We start from the raw sequence: 17,723 nt of genomic DNA, 5'->3' as shown, positions 1-17,723 counted from the left end.
TCTCTAGTCCTCTATCCCGACCGTCAGCCGACTGCCGTGAAGATGTCGATGGTGCCCGACTTCAGGGTCACGATGGCGCGCTTGGTGTCCTTGCGCTTGCCGGTGCCGAAGCGGGTACGACGGGCCTTGCCCGTGCGGTTGAGCGTGTTGACCGCTGCGACCTTGACGCCGAAGATCTTCTCGATCGCGAGCTTGATCTCGGTCTTCGAAGCGCGGGGGTCGACGAGGAAGGTGTACTTGCCCTCGTCGATGAGCCCGTAGCTCTTCTCCGAAACGACCGGCTTCAGGATGATGTCGCGCGGGTCCTTGTAAACGGCGGTCATGCCGAGGCCTCCTCGGTGACGGCGCTCTTCGACGCGATGAACGCGTCGAGGGCAGCCTTGGTGAAGACGATGTCGTCCGAGACGATCACGTCGTACGCGTTGAGCTGGTCGAACGGCAGCACGTGGGCGAACGAGATGTTGCGCACGCTCAGCACGGTGACGTCGTCATCGCGGTCCACGACGACGAGCACGTTCTTGGTCGCGTTGACGCTGGCGAAGACCGCTGCTGCGGTCTTGGTCGAGGGCGCGCCCTCGATGCCGAACGTCTCGACGACGTGCAGGCGCTCACCACGAGCACGGTCGCTGAGCGCGCCCAGAAGGGCGGCCGCGATCATCTTCTTGGGGGTGCGCTGCGAGTAGTCGCGCGGCTTGGGGCCGTGCACGATGCCACCGCCGGTCATCTGAGGCGCGCGGATGGAGCCCTGACGGGCGTTACCCGTGCCCTTCTGCTTGAAGGGCTTGCGGCCGGCGCCCGAGACCTCACCGCGACGCTTGGTCGAGTGGGTGCCCTGGCGAGCCGCCGCGAGCTGCGCGACGACGACCTGGTGGATGAGCGGGATGTTCGTCTTGACGTCGAAGATCGAAGCCGGCAGTTCGACGGAACCAGCCGCCGTGCCGTCTGCCTTCAGGACGTCGAGCGCGAGAGTGGTGTCAGCCATGAGATCAGGCACCCTTCACTGCGTTGCGGACGTAGACGATGCGGCCACGAGCACCGGGGACGGCGCCCTTGACGAGCAGCAGACCCTTCTCGGCGTCGACGGCGTGCACCTTGAGGTTGAGGACGGTCACGCGCTCGCCACCCATACGGCCGGCCATGCGCATGCCCTTGAAGACGCGGCTCGGCGTCGACGAGGCGCCGATCGAACCGGGCTTGCGGTGGTTGCGGTGGGCACCGTGCGAAGCGGAGACGCCCTTGAAGTTGTGGCGCTTCATGACACCCGCGGTGCCCTTGCCCTTGCTGGTGCCGACGACGTCGACCAGCTGGCCGGCCTCGAACGTGCCGTCCACCGTGAGCTCCTGACCGAGCGAGTAGTCAGCAGCGTCCGCGGTGCGGACCTCGGTGAGGTGACGGCGCGGGGTGACACCCGCGGCCTCGAAGTGGGCCGTGAGGGGCTGGTTCACCTTGCGGGGGTCGATCTGGCCGTACGCGATCTGGACGGCCTTGTAGCCGTCCTTCTCGGGCGTACGCACCTGCGTGACCACGTTCGGTGCGATCTCGATGACGGTGACGGGAACGAGCTTGCCGTTCTCGTCCCACACCTGGGTCATGCCGAGCTTGGTGCCGAGCAGGCCCTTGGAAACCTTTGAGTTGATGTCAGCCATGTCGAACCTCAGAGCTTGATCTCGATGTTGACATCGGCCGGGAGGTCGAGACGCATGAGCGAGTCGACAGCCTTGGGCGTCGGGTCGACGATGTCGATCAGACGCTTGTGGGTGCGCATCTCGAAGTGCTCGCGGCTGTCCTTGTACTTGTGGGGAGAACGGATCACGGCGATCACGTTCTTCTCCGTCGGGAGGGGCACGGGGCCCACGACCGTCGCGCCCGCACGGGTCACGGTGTCGACGATCTTTCGTGCCGACGAGTCGATGACCTCGTGGTCGTACGACTTCAGGCGAATGCGGATCTTCTGTCCCGCCATTGTCTGCTCACTCTCTTTCTCGCGTCATACCCCAGTGGCATTGGACGCACGTGGCGCACGGGGCGCCATGGCACTTACTCCTCGCGGCCGCTCGGTTCCCGAGCTTGTCGAGGGATGCTGCACCGCTGTTCTGCTGTCAATCCGGGCGTCGCGCCGAAGCGCTGCTCCCGGCATCCGTTCTCCGTCTGCGCGCGAAGCATGGCTCCGCTGTGGATGGATTCGAGATGTGGTGGTTCTGCTGCCCGCGGCCTAGGACCCTGCGCGTTGCGCCTGCCTATGCACTGCCCTGACAGTGATCCGACGCACGCCAAGAGGGGCGCCGGAATGTGGAACCTCACTAGTCTACGTGCAGCCCGGGCGTGTCGCAAACTCGGGCGTGTCGCGTCGCGAGTATGCTCGGCCGTTTCCCAGACGGCGGATGCCGCGCGGCAACGGAGAGGGCGGCCGCGCTGTGCGCGACCGCCCTCTCGACTATCCGTCGGTGCTACTGCATGCTCGCGTGACGGCGACGGTAGGCCGCGGTCGCCACGACCGCGATGCCGGCGAGGAGCGCCGTTCCGCCCGCTGCCACGACGATCGGGTTGATGCCGCCGCCGGTCACGGCCAGCGCCTCGGCGTCGGTCGACGTCGGGGTGCCGGTGGTGGGGTCGTCGCCGTCGCTCACGGGCGGGTTGGCGCACAGCGCGGTCGCCTGCGGGTACTCGACCTCGGTCGTGTACGTCGGGTTGACCGCGAACTCGACCGTGACGCCCGCGCGGGTCCACGCGAAGTTGCCGTCGGTCTGGACGTACTCGCCGTCGACGAGATCCCAGCCCGGCCACATCTTCGGGTCGCCGTCGGACGCACCGGGCCAGAGCAGCGCGCCGCTCAGGGGCTGGTCCTCGACGACGTAGTCCTCGCCGTCCGGGTTCACGAACGTGATCGTGACGGGATTGGCGCTGTCGGCCACGAAGCCCTCCGGCAGCGTCACCTGGTAGCCGAGGTACGGCACGTCGCCGACGCACACCGACTGGATCTCACCGGGGACGAGCGGGCATTCTGCGAGCTCGGCCTGCGTGAGGGGACGCGTCTGGGTCTCGGTGTTCTTCGCGGTCGACGGGACGAGGACGCCCTCGCCGTCGCGCGTGTAGGTGGTGGTGCTGATCTCGCGCGTCTGCGTCACGACGGTGTCGCCGCAGGCCCAGACGCCGTCTTCCCATTCACCGGGTTCGACGAGCGGTGGGGGCACCTCGCAGTTCGTGCGGATGCTGAGGTTCGGAACGACCCAGCTGATCTGCGCGTCGTCGGCGAAGACCGTTCCCTCCTCAGGCGAAGCGGTCCAGGTCGTGGTGCCGTCCCCGTTGTCCACGGAGGACCACGTCACGCGCAGGCCCTTGGTAAGGGTTCCCGCTGCGACGCACGACGGCGGCGTCCAGCTGAGGGTCGGTGTGATGACCTCGGGGTCAGGCTCTTCGTCCGGCGTCGTGCCCTTGCAGACGATCCAGTGAGAGACCGCGGCCTGATTGCCGCTCTTGTTGGGAGGCGAGGCGTAGGCGACGCCGACCTCCGGGTGAACGATGACGTTGTTCCACACGTTGCCCGCCTTGATGGCGAGGAGTTCCCAGTGGTCTCCGTCCCAGTTCTCACCGAACGGTTTGAGGGTGACCGTCAGGCCGTTGTTCGTCACCGTCCCATGCGAGCCGCCACCCTCGTAACAGGTGGCCTCGTGATCCGTGAAATCTTCCCAGTCCCCGGTCTGATTCATGCCATCGGCCGACACGAGCTCACCCTTGACGCCGACGGTGTCCGCCGGCCAGTCCACATCGGCTGCGGTCGCGCCGGCGGTCACCAGCGGAGCCACGACCAGGGCCGCGGCGACCAACGCCCCAGCCAAAGCTTTCAAAGTTCTCTTGCGCACTGCATCCCCTAATCGACGTGGAGCGTCGTCCCAGCGGCGCGCAGAGCGCGCCGTCTTTCCCAGCGGCGCGCAGAGAGCACGCCGTACTTCCCAGCGACGTGCGGGGGCACGCCGGTACTTCTCTGCGACGTGCGGGGGCACGCCGGTACTTCTCTGCGACGCGCGGGGGCACGCCGACATCTCACGACGCGCGGGGGCACGTCGTTCGGATCACCCGTACAACTTGGGGGAGAACGAGTTCCGCCGACCCCGTACGGATGGGCAGGCGGGACATTGAACCGTCGGAAGCAGGCTATCGTGCGGCATCCTGTCGTGCGAAACCGGCGCATGGGTGATTCTCCCCATCGCGTTCGGGCGGTCGTGGGCACCGCGCGGCCGCCGCAAAAGGACTGACCCGGTGACGTTCGTCAATACGGGTGGTACGCTCCCTCTGAATCCGTCGTCTGGATCGCCGGTTGGGACCGGTGAATCGCGAGGCACCTACCCGATGCCCGCCCCTAGGACGGATTTCTGGGTGCAGGTCGGGGAGGGCTCTGCAGGTGGCGGCATCTTTGGGCTATGGGTCGCTGTCGATCTCTGCAAGGGACACAGCGCTGGCGAACGCGCGCACTCCCGACTGGCGACGGCGGCTCGGTCGACGCATCTGGCTGACCGATCTGATCGCCGCGACACTCGCGGTCTTCGGCGCCCAACTCGTCTGGTTCGAGGGATTCAGCGAGACCGTTGTCATCCGACCCGAGAGCACCGTCTCACCGTTCTCCTACACCGCGATGGGTCTCGTCCTGGTCACGACCTGGATGTGGGCACTGGCCCTCAACGACTCCCGCACGGCTCGCGTCTTGGGGTCGGGCATCCCGGAGTACCGCCGTGTCGCCGACGCCAGTCTGCGAGTGTTCGGTCTCGTGGCGATCATCGCCTTCGTGCTCCGGGTGGACGTCGCACGGGGGTACCTGCTGGTGTCGCTTCCGCTGGGCCTCGCGCTCCTTCTGGGCTCCCGGGTTCTGTGGCGGGGCTGGCTCCTGCGAGAGCGGCGTGCGGGTCGTTTCACCGCCCGGACCCTGCTCGTCGGCTCGGAGCGCTCCGTCGCCGATCTCAGCCGTGAGCTGATGCGCACCCCCGACGCGGGCTACACGGTGGTCGGCGCCTGCGTGCCCGGCGGAGTCGCCGGCTCCCACCTCGAGGGCACCGACATCCCTATCCTCGGCAACGTCGACGACGTCGAGTGGGCGCTCGAGACATCGGCCGCCGACACGGTGGGCGTGACCAGCACGGACGATCTGCCGCCGGCCAAGGTCAAGCGCATCTCGTGGAACCTCGAGTCAGGCCAGCAGCACCTCGTCCTCGCTCCCGGCATCGTGGATGTCGCCGGCCCGCGGATCCATGCGGTGCCGGTGGCAGGCCTGCCACTGATCCACGTCGAGATCCCGCGACTCAGCGCCGGCCAGCGCATCATAAAGCGGGCAAGCGACGCGGTCGGCGCGGCGCTCGGGCTGCTCCTGCTCTCGCCTCTGCTGCTGGCGCTGGCGCTTCTCGTACGCGCATCGAGCCCTGGACCTGCCCTTTTCCGGCAGGAGCGCGTGGGCCTGCACGGCCGCACCTTCCACATGCTCAAGTTCCGCACCATGGTCGACGATGCCGAGGCCCGCCTGGTCGCCCTCCCCGCCGCGGGCACGACCGGCATCGGCAACGAGGTGCTCTTCAAGCTGCGCGAGGATCCGCGTGTCACGGCGATCGGACGCTTCATGCGTCGCCACAGCCTCGATGAGCTGCCGCAGCTGGTCAACGTCCTCACGGGCAACATGTCGCTGGTCGGCCCCCGCCCGCCGCTGCGCCAGGAGGTGGATCAGTATCACGACCACGTGCACCGCCGCTTCCTCATGAAGCCGGGCATCACGGGCATCTGGCAGGTGAGCGGGCGCTCCAGCCTCTCTTGGGAAGACAGCGTCCGCCTCGATCTCTCGTACATCGAGAACTACTCGCTCATCGGTGACCTGGCGATCCTGCTCCGCACCGTGAAGGCCGTCTTCCGGCCGGGTGACACCGCCTACTGACGCCGTGTCAGCTTCATCCGCACGCGCGCTCGACGCCGTCGTCGCGCACGACTATCTGACGCAGCGCGGCGGTGCCGAGCGCGTCGCACTCGAGGTCGCGCGCACGTTCGCCGCACGCGACGTGGTGACCTCGGTGTACGCACCGGAACGCACTTTCGACGGCTTCGCAGGCTTCGAGGTGCATGAGAGCCGGTCCCGCGCGCTGCATCGCCTGAACGGGGACATGCGGCGTGCGCTGCCGTTCCTGGCAGGCGCATGGTCGCGCCTCCCCCCGATCAGTGCCGATGTGGTCGTCTGCAGTTCGTCAGGCTGGGCCCACGGCGTCCGGACCACGGCCGGCACGCTGAAAGTGGTCTACTGCCACAACCCCGCGCGGTGGCTGTATCAGCGCGACGATTACGTGCAGGGGCATCCGCCTGCGGTCCGCCTGGCCCTGCAGGGGCTCTCGCCGTCGCTGCGACGGTGGGACCAGCGCGCTGCTGCGACGGCCGACGTCTACATCGCGAACTCGACGTCGGTGGCGGCGCGGGTGCACCGGGTCTACGGCATCGACGCCGAGGTGATCCACCCGCCCGTGACGATCGACGTCGGCGGACCGCAGGAGCCGGTTGCGGGCGTGTCGCCGGGCGCGTTTCTCACGGTGAGCCGCGCGCGCGGCTACAAGGGGACGCAGCGACTCATCGCCGCGTTCGCAGGGATGCCGCGGCAGCGGCTCGTCATCGTCGGCATGCCTGCGGCATCCGATCTGCCTGCGAATGTGGTCGCGGTGGGGCAGGTCTCGGACTCTCAGTTGCGGTGGCTGTACGCCGGCTCCCGCGCGCTGATCTCGGTCTCGCGAGAGGACTTCGGGCTGACCCCGGTCGAGGCGGGGGCCTTGGGCACGCCTGCCCTTCTGCTGCGAGCGGGCGGGTTCCTGGATTCCACCGAGGAGGGGGTCTCCGGCGCGTTCATCGAGAACGAGTCCGTGGAGGCGATCACCCGAGCGGTCGGCGCCTTCCCGGATGACTGGAATCCGGCCGCGGTCCAGGGGAATGCGGCGCGGTTCTCCCCCGACGCGTTCGGCAGCCGGCTGCGAGCGGTCATCGCCTCTGCTCTCTGACTGCGCGGGCGGGCGCGCCCGATCCTGAGGAGAGGGCGGGCCCTTGGGACGCCCGCCCTCTCCAGAGGATCACAGGGTGGGCTTGATCTCTCCGCGCCGGCGCCGTGTCACGACCACGGCCGTGACGCCGGCGAGCAGCGCCAGGAAGCCGAGCATCAGCAGCGGCACCAGGGGGCCGCCGCCCGTGGCCGGCAGCGTCGACAGGAGGATGGTCGCGTCGTCGGAGTCCCGGCCCGGATCGTCCGGGTCGCCGAACGTGTAGTAGTCCACGACCGCGACGTTCGTGATCGTGTTCGCGCTCGACTGCGGGTTCACCGTGGCCGACAGAGTGATCCTCGGAGCGACGGACGCGCCGCCGTTGTCGGAGTTGATCGGCTGCAGCGGACCGTACAGCACGCACTCGAGCGTGCCGCCGTAGCCGGCGCTGTTCTGGCCCGTCACCTCGCAGGACTGCCAGTTCGGGAACACGTCGGCGTCGCCCTTGCCCGTCCAGTTCACCTGGGTGATCTTGACGTCGGCCGGGATGGCGTCGGTCACGACCACGCCCTCGGCGGCCGAGTCTTCGCTCACGTTCGCCACGTCCAGCGTGTAGCTGAACGACGCGCCCGGCTCCGTCCGCTCGACGCTCGCCGTCTTCTCCACCTCGAGCTCGGTGTGGCGGGCGACGAAGCAGGCGGGTGTCGCCGGCGGGTACGCCGTCGAGAACTCGAGCGTCGGATTCACGGTGAACGTGATGTCGGTGACACCGCGCCAGGCGAAGTCGAGCTCGCTCGGGTCGAGGATCAACCCGTTGAACACGTAGTCCGCCTGCTGCGCCGGTGTCATCACGACGGCGGTGCCGGGCAGGTAGTACTGCGTCGGGATCGAGCCCGGGACGATGTCGGATGCCTCGATGGCACGCCATCCGGGATAGTCGATCGAGATGCTCGACGGCGGCGGTGTGAACACCGAGCCCGGCCAGGAGATCTCCTCCGCCCAGACACCCGTGCCGGTGAACTGATCGGCCACGAACGGCGGCGTCGTCTCGGGCGTCACGTCCGCGTTGTTCGGCTCCCACCGGAAGTCGATCGGCGTGTTCTGCAGGAGAGCCGACCGGGTGACCGCCCACCCGAGGAACGGCGCATCGTTCACGCAGCGCGTGTAGACGAGAGCGACGACGTCGCGGGCCGGCACTTCGGCCGAGTCGCAGTCGTTCTCGGGGTTGCCGTCGCCTGCGAGTGCCACGGCTTCCGCGAGGGCGGCGAACTGCGGGTCCGCTCCCTCGAGAGAGACGCACGCCGTGTTCTCGAGCACGTCGATCGGCTCGGGGATCTCGGGCAGCCCCTCGTCGCCGACCAGCGGCGGGAGGCCCTCGATTTCGGGGGTCTCGGGGTCGCCGTCGTGGTCGTAGAGCACCGGCTCCTGCTCGTAGGCCAGGAATTCCACGTCGATGGTGATCACGGCCGACTCGCCGACGCCCAGCACATCGAGGGTGAGGTCGACCACGTCGTTCGTCTGGTCCGCGCCGTTCTCGGTCCAGCCGGGTGCGGTGTGCCAGGTGACCTCGGCGGGCGACACGGTGAGCCCGAGGATGTCGAGCCGGTCGTTGAGGTCGTCATCGGTCACGCGGACATTGACCGCGGGGCGCGTGCCGTAGTTGGTGACGGTCAGCTCGTAGCTGTACTCGTCGCCCGGCTCCACCGACTCCTCGCCCTCGGCGAGCACCGCGGTCTTCTCGATGCCCACGTCGTCGAAGTGGACGATCTGGCAGCCGTCGTCATCCGCCACGTAGTCACCGGAGGTGACCGTGCCGACATTGAGGATCACGATGCCCTGGCCCTCGGTCTCGTCGCAGGTCTGCGGCTCGCCGGTCGGCGGCGCGGTGACCGCGACCGTCGCGAACACCCGGTAGGTGTGCACGTCGTCCTCGGGCGTGAGCTCGCCGTCGTCGACGACGGTCCACGTTCCGGTGCCGTCCCAGGTCGGGTCGGTCGGGTCCGGCGTCGCATCGTCGGCGGCTTCTGCGGTCCAGTCGCCGTCCAGCTCGACGCCTGCCGGCAGCACCGGAGCGTCGGTCAGGTCGTAGGCCACCGACTCGGGAAGGGGTTCCAGGTCCGACTCCGGGTAGGTGACGGTGACGAAGTACTCGATGTCGAACGTCCCGTCGCCGTTGTCGATGGTCACGCCGCCGTGCTTCTCGATCTCGGGGAACACCGGCTCGGCGCAGGCGTCGACCGGGGTCTCCTGCTGACCCGAGGTCAGCAGCGCGGTGTTGAGGAACCCGCCCGCCGTCTCCTCGCCCGACGGGCACTCGGTCGTGCCGTCGTCGATCGCCTGCTCGGTGACCGCCGCCACGACGGTGACCGTGTAGGTGTGGGTCTCCCCCGCGTCGATCGTCCGGTCGTTCGCGAGCGTGGCCGGATCGTTCGGTCCGGCGAAGTCGTTCGAGGTGCCCTCGAACTCCCACGAGGCGCTCCCGATCTCGATGTCGCCGCCGAACTCGAGCGTGTCGGTCAGGTCGTACTCGGCCGACAGCCCCTCGGGATTCTCGGGGCCTTCCGGCGCCAGCGTCACGTCGATGTCGTAGACGATCGTCCAGTCACCCGTCTCCGGGTCCTGCGTCGTCGACGTCACCGTCTTGGCCGGCACCGGATAGACGGCGTCCTCGACGGGGATGCACGCGTCGCCCGGGATCTCCATCTCGCCGATCGACAGCAGCGCGGTGTTGAAGAACCCTGATCCCTCGCCATCGCAGGCTGCGGTGTCGGGCTCGAACGTGCCGGTGATGTCGACGAGCCACGTGATCGTGTAGACGTGCGGCGCGTCCGCGGCGCCGAGCGCCACGTTCGTGACGAAGTCGGCACCGGCCGTCACCGGAAGGACCGGCCCGTCCGGGTCGGTGTCGGTGCGCTGGGCCGTCGCCGACAGCGGCGTGATTCCCGGGGCGAACAGCGGCGTGTCCGACAGCGAGTAGGACGTGTCGAATCCGCCGGTCGTGGCGCGCAGCTCGTAACTCACGAGCCACTTCGTCGCGTCGTCCGGATCCTGCGTCGCCGCGGTGCCGACCTTCTGGAACGTCGGCAGCTTCGGCTCCACGCACGCGTCGTCGGTGATCGGCTCGCCGTTCACCGTGACGGTCGCCGTGTTGAGGAACCCGCCCGCACCCGGCGTCTCGCCGTCCTGGCACTCGAGCGTGTCGCCCGCCCAGGCGGCGGCGTCGACATCCGCGTGCACCGTCACGGTGTACGTGTCGACACCGGCGTCGCCGACACGGGCCGCCAGCGCCCGGTTGGTCGCGAGCGTCGCGCTCCACGTCGGCGCGGCGAACGCCGCTCCTCCGGTGGGACCCGTCCACGAGGCATCCAGGATCTCGATGTCACCGCCGTAGCGCAGCGCGTCGTCGAGGTTGTAGACGGCGGCCAGCTCGGTGGACTCGTTCGTGACGACGACCTCGTAGGTGATGTCCCACGTGCCGTCCTCGCGCTGTGATGTGTCCGTCACGCTCTTGTCGATCGTGACGCTCGGCGGGTCGACCTGGGCGCAGGCCTCGGCCTCGTTGCCGCCGATGCCGTTGGTGACGACGGTGGCGTTCCAGAGCCCGCCATCCTCCCCCACGCAGTCGAGGAGATCTTCATCGACGGATGCCGGGATCTGCACCGTCCGCGTGACCGTGTAGGTGTGCGTGGCCCCGTTCGGGATCTGACCGGTCGCCAGGTCCAGGATCGCCCCACCGTTCCACAGCGGGTTGACGACCGCTGTGCCGCCGCCGGACAGAGCCGGAGCGAGAACCTGCCACACGCCGCCGACGGCACCTGCCGGCAACGGCGTCGGCGTGTCGGTCGCGGAGTACCAGAGGTCGATGCCGCTGGCGTTGGTGACGGACACCGCGTAGCGGAGCGTCCAGGCGCCGGTCACCGGGTCCTGCGTCGAGGGCAGCGCGATCTTGTTGACGGAGGGCTTTGCCGGGACGGCGCAGCCGCTGTCGGTGTCGGTGCCGCCGGGGAAGGTCACGGTGGCGACGTTGAAGAAGCCGCCGCCGTTCTCGGTGCACTGCAAGCCCGAGGCGGGAACCGGGTCGACCTTGGACCTCGCCGTCACCAGGTAGGTGTAGACGTGAGCGCCCGCACCGGTGGCGTTCGCCGCGATCGGCACGTCGGTGGTGTCGGGCGAGCCGACCCAGCCCTGCGCGACGATCTCGAAGCTCGTCGCGTCGAACTGCGGAGTGTCGGTCAGCGTGTAGACGCTCGGCAGCGGGTTCGGGTTCGACACCGTCACCTGGTATGCGATCGTCCAGAGTCCCGCCGGACCCTGCGAGGCGACGCCGTTCGACTTGGCGACTTCGACAGGCACCGGGAGGATCTCGACGCAGTCCTCGGCGTCATCCTCGAACACGCCGTTGGAGACCACCGTCGTGTTCCAGATGCCCTCGTTCTCGGTCGGAGTCTCACCGCATTCGAGGTCGTCGGGGTCGGCGTTCACCGTCAGTGTCACGCCCGCGGTCACCGTGTAGGTGTGCGTCGCGCCCGTCGGCAGCGTGCCCGTCGCGACCTGGACCTGTGACGTGCCGTTCCAGCCGGCTGTCAGCACAGCCGTGCCCGCATCGGCCGGGGCCTTCGCCGGACCGGTGACCGCCCACGGGGTGGTGAGGTCGACGCCGGCGGGCAGCGCGATGGGCTCGTCATCCAGCGCATAGGCGAGCGTCATGCCGCTCGTGTTCTGCACCTGCACGGTGTACGAGATCGTCCACGAGCCGCCCACGCCGGGTGCCGGAGCGGCGGCGGTCTTGGTGACCGTCGGCGCACCCGGCTCGGCGCAGCCGTCATCGCTGTCCGTGCCGCCCGGGAAGGTGATCGAGGCGACGTTGTAGAACGCGCCCCCCTGTCCCGGCACGCACTCGAGCTCAGGATCCTCCACCTCGGGGTCGAACGACGCGATCACCCGGTAGACGAACTGCTGCGAGCTGTTCGCCGCGATGGCCTGGTTCGGCGCCGGTGCGGTGCCCTGCCAGGCGCCGCTCACCACCGAGAACCCGGTACCCAGCTCCGGCACGTCGGTGAGCGTGTACACCGTCGCGAAGCTGCTCGCGTTCGCGACCGTCACCGTGTAATCGATCTGCCAGTCGCCGTCTGCGAGCTGCGTGGCCGTGCCGTCGGTCTTGGTGACGGTGACCGGAGGCAGCACCACGGTCACACAGCCCGTGGCATCCTTCACCACCTGGCCTGAGGTGACGGTCGCCTTGTTCTTCAGGCCCGCCTGGGCTGCGCAGTCGCCGATCGACGTCGCCGCCGTCGACGGCACGAGCGTGCCCGTGACGGTGTACGAGTAGCTCGTGTTCGCCGGGAGCGCGCCCTGCCAGATCGTCGCCGATCCCGGGGCGTACGACGAGGGTACCGGCGCCGGAGCCGCGCCGACCGCGGTCACCGTCCAGCTGTTAGGGCTCAGCGTCCAGCCTGCCGGAGCGGCCGGGAAGGCGTCCGAGAGCGTCGCCTGGACCCCGGTCGTGGCGCTCGGGTTGCCCACCGTGACGGTGTACACCACGTTCCACGAGGCATCCGGGTTCTGCGTCGCCGGGTTCGTGCCGACCTTGACGATGGTCGGGAACGCCGGCTGGGCGCAGTCCTGCACCGTGGTCGGCTCACCGTCGACGGTGAGCGTCGCAGTGTTGAGGAACGCGCGCTTCGGCTGCGTCGAGGTGCAGACCGACGAATCCGCGCCGGCCGCGCTCGCCGCGACATCGGCCACGACGGTCACGGTGTAGACGTGCGTCGAGAAGGGCTGGTCGTCATCGATCTGCGGCGCGAGCGGCACGTCGGTGGCGAGCGTGGCGGTTCCCGCAGGAAGCGCGAATGCGCCACTGGTCGCGTTCGGACCGGTCCAGCCCGCCGACGAGGGGGTGATTCCCGCGCCGAGCTGCAGCGCATCGCTCAGCGAGTAGAACAGCGTCGAGGTGCGCGACTCGTTGGTGACGGTGATGTCGTAGACGATCTGCCACTTGCCCGCGTCGGGCCCGGTGGCGATCTGCACGGGCGACCCCGCCCGTACCTGCTTCACGATCCCGCCCTCGGCCGGAACCGCGGTGTTCGTGATCTCACACGTCACGTCGTCGCCGACGACCGGGACGACGATGTCGTCATCGATCGGGAACGCCACGCGCGGGCTGGTGCCCGTGACGTAGCAGCTCCAGTCACCGGCCGTGTAGCCCGAGACGTTCTCGCTCTCGGAGAGGGCATATTCCGCTCCCGGCATGACTGCTCCGGATGCCGTTCCCTGACCCGTGACCGACGGCTGGCCCTCGGCCGCCGCGGTGAGCGTCCACAGGTCGGGGGTCGCCGTGCCGGTGCCGTTCTTGTTGTCGACGATCTTGACGAGCGTCAGCGTCGGCTTGATCGCGCGGTTGGTGAACGTACAGGTCACGTTCGCGCCGTTGGCCACGGTGACGGTCTCGTTCTCGAGCGAGGTCTGGCCGGTGGAGCACGCCAGGCCGGTCCACTCGTAGCCGTCGACGTTCTGCAGCTCGTTCAGCGTGTACACGCCGGCGGGCACGTCCTTCATCTGGTTGTGGTCGAACGACACGGTGGCGTCGGAGCCGCGTTTGGCCTGCAGCATCCCGTTCCAGTCGGTCGGCACGGCGTCGCCGCCGTTGCTGCCGTCCACGACCTTCAGGAGCGTGAGCTTGCCCGGCTTGTCGTCGTTGGTGAACGTGCAGGTGACGTCATCGCCCGGCTTGAGCGTCAGGGTCGGTGCCGCCGTCGTCGTGTTCGGATATCCCGTGCACGAGAGCGTCGTCCAGTCGTAGCCGACCGGCCCGTTCGCCTCGGCGAGCGTGTACACCGCGCTCGCTTCGACGTCGCCGGTGGTTCCGGTGGGTCCGCTCAGGTCCGGTCCGTCGGCGGAGGTCGCGGTCAGCGTCCACGCCGTGTTCAGCGCGGTGCCGCCGTTGTCGTTCGTGACACGCTTGACGAGCGTCAGCTTCGGAGCCACGTCGTCGTTCACGATGCGATAGATGCCCGTGGCGTTCGCCGGCACGGCGACGTCCCATCCGGCGACGTCGACCCAGTCGCCGTTCACGAGCTGCTGCAGCTTCACCTGCTCGTAGCCGGCCGGCCCCGTCTCGGAGACGGTGTAGGTGTGGCCCGGACGGACCCGGATGGTGTTGGCGGGGCCGGCCGTCGCCGAGCCGTCGACGGTCGTCGCCGTCAGGCCGGTGAGCACCGCGGGCGTCGCGGTGAGGTCCCACGCCGACGCCGGCTGCGTTCCGCCGTTGTCGTTGACGACCTGCTTCAGCAGCACGAGGCTCGCCGTCTGGTTGATCGCCTCGCAGTCGACGTGCTGCCCCAGCTGGACCTCGACCCACCCGTTCAGACCGCCGGCACCCTCGCTGCCGCGTGTGCCGTCGGCGTTGAGGATGTAGCAGTGCCAGGAGCCGGTCGAGCCCGGCACCGGCACGGCGTTCGGCACGACCTCCTGCGTGTAGCGCGGGTCACCGCCCGTCTCGCTCAGCACGTAGCGCGCACCCGGTGTGACGTTCGTGAGGCTCGTCGGCGCACTGCCGGTCGGACCGGTGAGCGCACCGCCCGGGCCGGTGCCCGTCAGTGTCCACGAGCTCGGGGTCGCGTCACCGCCGACGACCTTCTTGCTCAGCGTCAGCTTCGTCGTGCAGGTGACGGTGTTGGTGACCGTCACCACGTTGGGGCTCGGGCTCGCCGTGACGGTGTGCGTGCCGGTGCCGCTGGACACGTTCGTGCAGAAGGGCGGCAGACCGCTCACCGTCTCGCTGATCGCGACGTCGGTGCCCACGTTGTACGTGTACTCGTTGCCGAAGACGGCGTTCTGTCCATCGAGCTTCAGCTGGGCGGAGCCGAACGGCCGACCGGGGGCGTCGTTGTCGTAGGCCGTGCCGTTGATGACCCACTTCTTGATCACCTTCAGCTCCACCTGCGGATTCGGCGCCTGGTTGTACACCGTGCACGTGACGATGCGCCCACCGGTGGCGTTCGCGGTGAAGCCGAGGGCGCCGACATCCGTGACCGTCACGCTCTGGTCGAGATCGTTCTTGCAGACCGCGTTCTTGCCGGCCTGCTCGAGGAGCGTGTAGCCCTCGCGGTCCTCCTCGGTGATGGTCACCGCGGCACTCTGGCCCGATGACAGACCGCCGACCTTGAAGCTGATGGCGCCGGACGCGTTCGTCGAACCGGCCCCGGGCGTCACCGTGTTGCCGCTGGTGGCGCTGAAGCCCCAGCCCGGTGTCGGCGTCGCGTTCGCGATCGTCCCGCCGGCGGGCACCACCATCTTGGTGACGTTGATCGTGCTCTCGCACTGACCCTTCGCGAGGTTCTGCAGGAAGGTGGCGAGAGCCGCGTAGTTGGCGACCAGGAAGTAGTCGCTGTTGATCGCCGGCCCCGAGATGGCCTTGATGTTGGCCTCCGCGTTTCCGACGCCGATGCCCACGGGCACGACGCGCGTGCCGAGGTTCTTCACGGCGTTCGCCGAGAACACCGAGGTCTCGACCTCGCGGAAGCGCGAGTAGTCGCCGGGACCGTCGGCGCTGGGCCCGTAGACCGTCGGCGTGCCGTCGGTCAGCATCAGCAGGACGTCGACCTTGTTGGCGGCGTCGTTCGCGACCTGCCAGAGGCCCTGGTCCCAGTTCGTGGCGCCGGCGTCGCCGCCGGGCTGCGTCAGACCGTTGATCTTGTTCTTGACCGTCGTCGCGCCGCCCGCGGTCGACACCGACGTCAGGTTGAGCTTGCCGTTGGCGCCGCCGCTCGCCGGAGCGCTCGTCGCGAAGGTCCACAGGGCCAGCGACGACGGCGTCCCCTGCAGGGCGTCGACGAATCCGGTGGCGGCCGTCTTCAGCTGCGTCAGCTCCGCGCCGTCGATCGAGTTCGACAGGTCGATGAGAAGGCCGACACGGATGCCGCAGGCCTGGAGCGCGGTCGGATTGCTGAGCACGTCCGCCCAGTAGCCGGACGACGCGGTCGCGCCACTGCCCGTGCCCACCTGCGGGTACGTCGTGGTCGAGCCGGCCGTCACGGTGCTGGTGCGGAACCGGTACGGCGTGTTGGTCTGGCTGCCGGAGGAGCCGCCGACATACAGCTGGTCGACGGAGCTCCAGCCCGACGGCGCGGCGGTCTCGAGGATCCAGTACTGCTGCCCCGCGGGGACGGGCACCGAGCACTGGCCGTTCGCTGCCGTGACACACGTTCCCACCTGGTTGGCGGGGATCGGGTCGGGCGCGGAGGCGTCGCCGCCCTTGTAGACGGCGAACGTCGCTCCCGCGAGGCCGGCGACCGTCTGCGCACCCGTGCGCAGACCGCCCTTCTGGATCGTGATCGTGGCAGGCGCCTGGAACGTGTGCGTGAACGTGCACGCCGACGCGCGATCGCTGCCCGACGTGTACGACAGCGTCGACGGCCCGCCGTCCCACGAAAGGCCCGAGCCGGAGTCGCTGCACGAGACAGACGTCACGTAGTTGGCACTGTTGCCGTTGAGCGGCACGGCCGACACCGCGTAGGAGCCGTTCGCGACGTCGACACCGGTCGCGGCGCTCGGGATCACGGCCCAGTCAGCGCCGGTGGTCGCGCGGTACTCCCAGTCGGAGGCGCTCGCCGGGCCGCCGCCCGATATCGTCACGCTGCGCGTGATCGTCAGACAGCTGCCGGTGCAGCCGGGCAGCACCGCCAGCGGTGCGATCTCTGCCTGCGGGGCGACGCGGGACTGCGACTGACCGACCTCGGGCTCGTCGACCTTCGTCTCGTCGACCGGAGGCTCCGCCGGGGGCGTCTCTGTGGACGGCTCTGAGGGCACCGGGGCAGGCGCCGGCTCCGAGGGCACCGGCGCGGGCTCGGTCGGCGTCTCCTCCGCGGGAGGCGTGGTGTCCTCCGCGGGCGGCGTGGACTCCGCCGTCGTCTGGTCCGCCGGTGGCGGCACCACCTCGGCCAGCGCCGGGGTCACCCCCGTGAAGATCAGCGCGCCCGACAGCAGCGTCGCGATGCCGCCGGCATACCACCGGTGCCGCATCGTCAGCCTGCGGTCGCGCTCACGCGCCTCCCGCAGCCTGCGCCGCATCCCCGAACGTGCCGAACCGTCGATTCCCCAGTGCACAGACATCAAGGCTCCCCTTCTCGCTGATGTCAGCTCAAGGGGACCCCGAGTTTCCCGGTCGGACTCCCCAAGTGTGCGTTCCCTCCGGTGTTAACTCCCCAGTCGCACCGGCCGCACGTAGCCCACGGTCAAGCTATCGGCGTGCGCTTCGCGCCGTCAATGGGTCCAATGATCACGACAAGGTAACGATCATAGAAACTCGCGTAATAATGCGGCAGATGCGAAAACGGCCCGGGCGTGAGCCCGGGCCGTTCTCCTCCCGGCGGTCTACTGGTTGCCGACGGCTCCGTCGACGTTCCCGCGGATGTCGTCCACCGTGTCGTGGTGCTCTTCCGGCACGACCTTCTTCGCGAGGCCGGAGGCGCCGTCCAGCACCGAGTCGCTGATGCCCTCCGCCTGCTCGGACTTCAGGAACTCCCCGATCTTGTCCTTGTTCTGCTCGTACAGGCCTTTGCCCTGATTGACGAGGTCGTCGAAACCGCCCATGCTCACTCCTCAGCCGCCCCCGGCGAGGCGTCAGCACCATCCTGGCGGCGCGGATGCCCCGGCGGTACCCCTGGGCCCTGGGCGCGCCACCGCCGCCACACGGGCGCGCCACGCGGGAACGACAGAGGGGGCCGGACCCTTGCGGGT

Annotated in this window: 9 protein-coding genes; 2 read left to right on the top strand and 7 right to left on the bottom strand. The window is 69.0% G+C overall.

Going from position 1 to position 17,723, the window contains the following annotated elements:
* Positions 1–23 precede the first annotated feature (23 nt).
* The 5 genes from rplW to ABG085_RS03540 form a co-directional block, all read right to left on the bottom strand.
* A complete protein-coding gene (rplW, locus tag ABG085_RS03560; RefSeq protein ID WP_163618849.1) occupies positions 24–323 on the bottom strand; it encodes a 50S ribosomal protein L23 in 300 nt (99 codons plus the stop codon).
* A complete protein-coding gene (gene rplD, locus ABG085_RS03555; protein WP_347978064.1) occupies positions 320–982 on the bottom strand; it encodes a 50S ribosomal protein L4 in 663 nt (220 codons plus the stop codon). The genes rplW and rplD overlap by 4 nt, the downstream gene beginning before the upstream one ends.
* Positions 983–986: 4 nt before the next feature.
* The gene (rplC, locus tag ABG085_RS03550) at positions 987–1,646 is read right to left on the bottom strand and encodes a 50S ribosomal protein L3 (RefSeq protein ID WP_163618847.1); all 660 of its coding nucleotides are present in this window, start codon (positions 1,644–1,646) and stop codon (positions 987–989) included.
* 8 nt (positions 1,647–1,654) lie between these two features.
* Positions 1,655–1,963, bottom strand: coding sequence for a 30S ribosomal protein S10 (gene rpsJ, locus ABG085_RS03545; RefSeq protein WP_106816553.1), 309 nt, complete (start codon positions 1,961–1,963; stop codon positions 1,655–1,657).
* A 484-nt stretch (positions 1,964–2,447) separates the two neighbouring features.
* Positions 2,448–3,824: a hypothetical protein gene (locus ABG085_RS03540; RefSeq protein ID WP_347978063.1), complete on the bottom strand. Its 1,377-nt coding sequence runs from the start codon at positions 3,822–3,824 to the stop codon at positions 2,448–2,450.
* Between the two features lie 575 nt (positions 3,825–4,399).
* On the opposite strand from ABG085_RS03540, the gene ABG085_RS03535 reads away from it, so the two are divergent.
* Positions 4,400–5,911 carry a sugar transferase gene (locus tag ABG085_RS03535; RefSeq protein WP_347978062.1) on the top strand — a complete coding sequence of 504 codons (1,512 nt, stop codon included), beginning with the start codon at positions 4,400–4,402 and terminating at the stop codon, positions 5,909–5,911.
* Positions 5,912–5,915: 4 nt separating this feature from the next.
* Entirely contained in the window at positions 5,916–7,010 is a 1,095-nt protein-coding gene (locus tag ABG085_RS03530) for a glycosyltransferase (protein ID WP_347978061.1), read from the top strand.
* A gap of 69 nt (positions 7,011–7,079) precedes the next feature.
* Here the strand turns inward: ABG085_RS03530 and ABG085_RS03525 are convergent, their stop codons facing one another.
* Complete coding sequence (locus ABG085_RS03525; protein ID WP_347978060.1) at positions 7,080–17,096, bottom strand: SpaA isopeptide-forming pilin-related protein; 10,017 nt, start codon at positions 17,094–17,096, stop codon at positions 7,080–7,082.
* Between the two features lie 261 nt (positions 17,097–17,357).
* The gene (locus ABG085_RS03520; RefSeq protein ID WP_347978059.1) at positions 17,358–17,576 is read right to left on the bottom strand and encodes a hypothetical protein; all 219 of its coding nucleotides are present in this window, start codon (positions 17,574–17,576) and stop codon (positions 17,358–17,360) included.
* Positions 17,577–17,723: the final 147 nt, after the last annotated feature.

Source organism: Microbacterium sp. ProA8, from assembly GCF_039905635.1.
GTDB lineage: Bacteria > Actinomycetota > Actinomycetes > Actinomycetales > Microbacteriaceae > Microbacterium > Microbacterium chionoecetis.
Note: the sequence above shows the minus strand (reverse complement) of the source record. Positions and strands in the feature narration are given on the sequence as shown.